Below are 5149 nucleotides of genomic sequence, written 5' to 3'. Positions count from 1 at the left end.
CGATTTGTACTACACGGGCTTCGCCCTCCGTGGCCTGGCTCTTGTGGGCGAGCTCGACGGCGAGCCGGCCCGGCGGGCGGCGGCGTTTCTCATCGGCCGCTTGTCGGGCCAGGCGCCGATCGTCGATTTCCTTTCGCTGCTCTACGGCGCGGCGTTGTTGGCCAATGCCGCCGGCACCGACATCTTCACCGACGTGCCGCATGGTTGGCGCGAGGCGGTGGCCGAGACTTTGGAACGCTTTCGCCGGCCCGACGGCGGATACGCCAAGACCGACGAAGGTCAATCGAGCAGCACGTACCACACGTTCCTGTTCGTATTGGCCAACCAGCTCATCGGCCGGTCGCCGCGCGAACCTGAAAAGTTGATCGAGTTCGTCCGTTCGCGGAAGCGCGACGACGGCGGTTTCGTCGAGATCGGCCCGATGCGCAAGAGCGGCACCAACCCCACGGCCGCCGCCGTCGGATTGCTGAAGATCCTCGATGCGCTCGACGACGACACGCGGCAGACGACCATCGACTTCCTGGCCGATGCGCAGAACGACGAAGGGGGATTGACCGCCAACACGCGCATCCCGCTGGCCGACGTGCTGAGCACGTTCACTGGCACACTGACGCTGACCGACCTGCGCGCCACCGGCGAAATCGACATGCTCGCCGCCCGGCGATTCGTCGAGTCGATGGAGATGCCAGATGGCGGTTTCCGCGGCGGCGCCTGGGACGAAGGGACCGACGTCGAGTACACTTTTTATGGATTAGGCGCCCTGGCACTTTTGAAGGATGAAGGATGAAGGATCTCGTCGTCCAAGACGTTACCAAACAATACCCGACTCGCGGTGAGCCGCTGGTCGTTCTGCGCGGCTGCTCGCTTGCGGCCTCGGCGGGCGAGAACCTGGCGATCCTCGGTCCCAGCGGGTCGGGCAAGAGCACGCTGTTGCAAATCATCGGCACGCTCGATCGCCCAACCGCCGGCCGAGTCACGCTCGGCGGCGACGATCCGTTCCAATTCGACGAGCCAAGGCTGGCACGGTTCCGTAATGAGCGGATCGGCTTCGTGTTTCAAGATCATCATTTGTTGCCGCAGTGCTCGGTGCTCGAGAACGTGCTGGTCCCGACGATCGCCGCCGGACCGGCGACGAGCCAATCGTTCGATCGCGCGCGGATGCTCTTGGACAGGGTCGGGCTTTCTGCTCGTCTGGAACACCGGCCGGCGGAGCTTTCAGGAGGAGAACGCCAGCGAGTTGCCATTGCCCGCGCGCTGATCCGACGGCCCTTGCTCGTACTGGCCGACGAGCCGACCGGCAACCTCGACCGGACGACGGCGGCCGGCATGGGCGATTTGTTGTTGGAATTGCAACAGCTCGAACGCGCGATGCTCATCGTCGTCACGCACAGCCTGGAGCTCGCAGCGCGGTTCAGCCGGCGCGTCGAGTTGGATGCGGGGCAATTGAAGCCGGTGGCGGATTGAACCTGGGCTGCCATGAATTCCGGCCGGCGGCCTCACGCTCGACCGGCAATGATCGTGGCCGCCCATTCCCGGTCGTCGTCACTTAGGGCCGCGGGAAGGGGGCCCTGATAATTGATCCGGCGACCGAACCGTCCGCGCTGGTACGCCGTGGCAAAGACGGCGGCAAGATCTACGACGATATCCGCGTCTGGATCGCGCAGCGGGACCGGGAGGTTGGGCAGAGCCTGCTTGAGCATCCAAGGATAAACCTGACAGTATGGACGATTCTCCGCGCGCGAAACGAGGTAAAAGTAGTCAGCTTCCGGCAATGGCTCCTGCATGGGCAATCGGCGCCCGCCTAGCAGCAAGTCCAACTCTACCAAGTGGACGTTCTGCTTTTGCAGGGCCATCCGCTTGGCCAAGTACTCCGTGCGTCCGGGGTACTCCTTGTTGGCGGGCGACAAAAGCTCCAGTACCGCAACCAGCGCCCGGTCGGGGTGGTGCAGGATTTCGATGTAGCTTTCGCGCGGCCCTTCTAGAACCATCAATGGGATCGTGACTGGTTCGAGAGTGGCCAGCCCACTGGCCGAATACCGAGGAACGGGAATCTCGGTCTTCCTCTCAGTCACCGCCACGTCCGGGTAGCCCAACTTTCGCGCATCCGGATCGTGTTCGATCAGATAGACGCGCTCGCCGATGCCGGCTTCGTAATTGGGCGGCAGTACGTCCGCGATGGCCTCGCACCAGCAATTCACGAACCGCGAGTGGAAGTCCAGCCAATACGCGGGATCCTCCAAGAAAGGATCCATGCCTGGAAAAAGGCTGTTCACGGCAATCTCCTCAAGCTCGCATGCGTACGTCCGACATGATTATAGCCGCTACCAATTGTCAGGTCGACAAGCCTTCGAAGCACCTTGCGTTTCGTGGCCAAGTCGTGAGATAATCACCCAGTGGGAGTCGTGGCCGGCTGCGAAACGCAGAAGTGGCTACGATGCAAGGGAAAGGAGCATTGCGATGATCGAATTGACAGAACAGCAGCGGCATGAATTGATAGCGACCGACACCCCCCAGATCTTGGACCCGGGCACAGGAAAAACCTACGTCCTGGTGCAATCTGAGATCTACCAGCGGCTCAAGGGGCTTCTGGACGACGAACCCGGGGTCACTGGCGAGATGATGGACCGACTGATGGAGCAGGAGGATCTGGATGATCCCACCCTGGCGTTTTACCAGCGGGAATATGGTCGCAAGCCATGGTCTCCTGCCACAACCTCCTGGTGGCGGAGAAGACCGACATCCGCCAGACAATCGGCCACCTGTCCGATGCCCTCAAGCGGCGGCTCAATGACTGCTTGAAAGCGGCATTGGAGTTGCCTTGATCAAAGAAAGAGGTGGCAATCAAAAGATGTCCGCTTTCCGTTTGATCTTCGCCAGCCTGGTTTACCACAGGCGAATGAACTTCGCCGTCGCCTTGGGCGTCTTGGCCGGCACGGCAGTGTTGACCGGCGCGCTCTTGGTCGGCGACTCGGTCCGCGGCAGCTTGCGGCACTTGACGCTCGACCGGCTGGGCCGCGTCGACGAAGCACTGGTCGCCGATCGGTTCTTCGACGTGGAATTGGCCAACGACCTCTCCGCCGCGCCGGACTTTGCCACGGCGTTCGATCGGGCCGTGCCGGCGATATTGCTCCAAGGGAGCCTCGGCAACCCTGACAAGGGCAACCGGGCCAACCGCGTGACTCTACTGGCGTGCGACGCCGGATTCTGGCAGTTAGGCGCCGGAGGTCCGGCCCGGCCGCCGGCCGCGGGCGAAGTCGTGCTCAATACTCGGCTGGCCGACGACCTGGAGGTTAAGGCCGGCGACGACGTGCTCGTTCGCCTGCCGCTGGCCAGCGACATTCCGCCCGACAGCCCCTTGGGCAAAAAGACCGGTGCGATCGCCAACCGCCGCCTGCGCGTACTCGAAGTCATTCCCTCCGTGGGATTGGGACGGTTCGGATTGTTCCCCAATCAGCAAACGCCCGCCAACGCCTTCTTGAACCTCGCAGACCTGCAATCCGCCCTGGAGCAAAAGGACCGCGTCAACGCTCTTTTCGTTTCCGGTCGCGAAACAAGTGCTCCGCCGCCGGAAACTGAAGAGCGGAAGCTGTCAGGCTGGTTGCATCCCAAGCTTTCCGACTACGGACTGTCGCTCACGCAAACCATGCGCGGCTACATTCACCTCACCAGCGACCGCATGCTGCTGGAAGATCCGGTCGAAACGGCTGTCGCGAGGCTGTTTCCGACAGGGCCGGCCGATCCGCCGCAGCCGGTGCTGACTTACCTCGCCAATTATATTCTCGCCGGCGCCGACGACGCGGCGAAGATTCCCTATTCGACGATCACCGCGATCGACTTCACCGACCAGCCTCCGCTGGGGCCCTTCTCGACTCCCGAGGGCCTGACGATCGCGGCCCTGGCCGACGACGAGATCGTGCTGAACCAATGGGCCTTCGACGATCTCGCCAAACAAGGCGTGACGCTGAAGCCGAATGACCAGGTTAGGATCACCTACTTCGAGCCGGAGAGCACTCACGGCCGGATCGTCGAGAAGACGACGGCGTTCAAGTTCAAGGCCGTCGCCGCGCTCGACGGCGCGGCCGACGATCGCGATTTCACGCCGGAGCTGAAGGGCGTGACCGACAAGAAATCGCTGGCCAACTGGGATCCGCCGTTTCCTTACTTTCCCGAGCGCGTCCGCACGACGCCGCCCAACAACCAGGACGACGAATACTGGAACAAGTACCGGGCGACCCCCAAGGCGTTCGTTTCGCTGGCCGCCGGCCGCAAGCTGTGGGGCAGCCGCTTCGGGCAAACCACGTCGCTTCGTTTCGCGCCGCGCGACGGGCTTACCGTGGCCGACCTGGCCCAGCGGCTGGAAGACGAGCTGGCCAAGCACCGCTCGGAGCTGGGCTTCGACTTCCAACCGGTCAAGCGGCAGGGGTTGGCGGCGTCGGCCGGCACGACCGACTTCAACGTGCTCTTCATCGCTTTCAGCTTCTTCATCATCGCTGCGGCAGTGATGCTGGTGGCGCTTTTGTTTCGTCTCGGCGTCGAGCGGCGGGCCAGCGAAGTCGGTATTTTGCTGGCCGTCGGCTGGTATCCTCGAAGCGTGCGGCGTTTGCTGCTGGTCGAGGGGCTTCTGGTGGCGGCCTTGGGGGGCGCAGCCGGCGTGGTGGCCGGCGTTGGCTATGCCTGGCTGATGCTGACGGCGTTGAACACGCCCGGCTGGTGGCTGGCCGCGGTGAGCAGCCCCTTCTTGCGGCTCTACATCACGCCCCTGAGCCTGCTCGTGGGCTATGCCAGTGGCGTCCTCGTTTCGGGCGGGGCGATCGCATGGGCGTTGAAGGCCATGCGTCATGTATCCGTCCGCAGGCTGCTGGCCAACCAGGCCGGCGAGCTGCGCCAACTCGCACCGGGCCGCTCGATCGCCGGCCGTGTCGTCGCCTGGTCGTCGCTGGTGCTGGCAATCGTGGCGGGCGGCTTCGCCGGTGGCTTGAGCGGCGAAGCGCAGGCGGGTGTGTTCTTTGGCTCCGGGGCCTTGGTGCTGACGGCGCTGTTGTCGTTCCTGCGAATTCGGCTGCGCGCCGGTGAAACGGGCGCGCTGATCAAGCCCGGCGGTTCGGCACTGGCGAGGCTGGCGCTGCGTAACGGAGCGCGGAACCCCGGC

Annotated in this window: 5 protein-coding genes; 4 read left to right on the top strand and 1 reads right to left on the bottom strand. The window is 63.8% G+C overall.

All coding sequences use genetic code 11. The annotated features are described in order from the left end of the window. Positions 1-787: prenyltransferase/squalene oxidase repeat-containing protein (locus VNH11_14055; protein HVA47489.1), on the top strand; the 787-nt coding region annotated here is incomplete at its 5' end. Then, a complete protein-coding gene (locus VNH11_14050) occupies positions 784-1464 on the top strand; it encodes an ABC transporter ATP-binding protein (GenBank protein ID HVA47488.1) in 681 nt (226 codons plus the stop codon). The genes VNH11_14055 and VNH11_14050, both read left to right, overlap by 4 nt. Before the next feature lie 32 nt (positions 1465-1496). Here VNH11_14050 and VNH11_14045 read toward each other — a convergent pair whose 3' ends face one another. Then, positions 1497-2273 (bottom strand): DUF4058 family protein, encoded by a 777-nt coding sequence (locus VNH11_14045; GenBank protein HVA47487.1) that lies wholly within the window; start codon positions 2271-2273, stop codon positions 1497-1499. 184 nt (positions 2274-2457) lie between these two features. Between VNH11_14045 and VNH11_14040 the strand changes: the two genes are divergently transcribed. Then, entirely contained in the window at positions 2458-2799 is a 342-nt protein-coding gene (locus tag VNH11_14040) for a hypothetical protein (protein HVA47486.1), read from the top strand. A 49-nt stretch (positions 2800-2848) separates the two neighbouring features. Next, positions 2849-5149: FtsX-like permease family protein (locus tag VNH11_14035; protein HVA47485.1), on the top strand; the 2301-nt coding region annotated here is incomplete at its 3' end.

Source organism: Pirellulales bacterium (genome assembly GCA_035533075.1).
Classification (GTDB): Bacteria; Planctomycetota; Planctomycetia; order Pirellulales; family JAICIG01; genus DASSFG01.
Note: the sequence above shows the minus strand (reverse complement) of the source record. Positions and strands in the feature narration are given on the sequence as shown.

What these genes read in the sequence shown, in the direction of transcription:
- VNH11_14040 (HVA47486.1), top strand. Translation starts at nt 2,458, where the DNA reads ATGATCGAATTGACAGAACAGCAGCGGCATGAATTGATAGCGACCGAC.
- VNH11_14050 (HVA47488.1), top strand. Translation starts at nt 784, where the DNA reads ATGAAGGATCTCGTCGTCCAAGACGTTACCAAACAATACCCGACTCGC.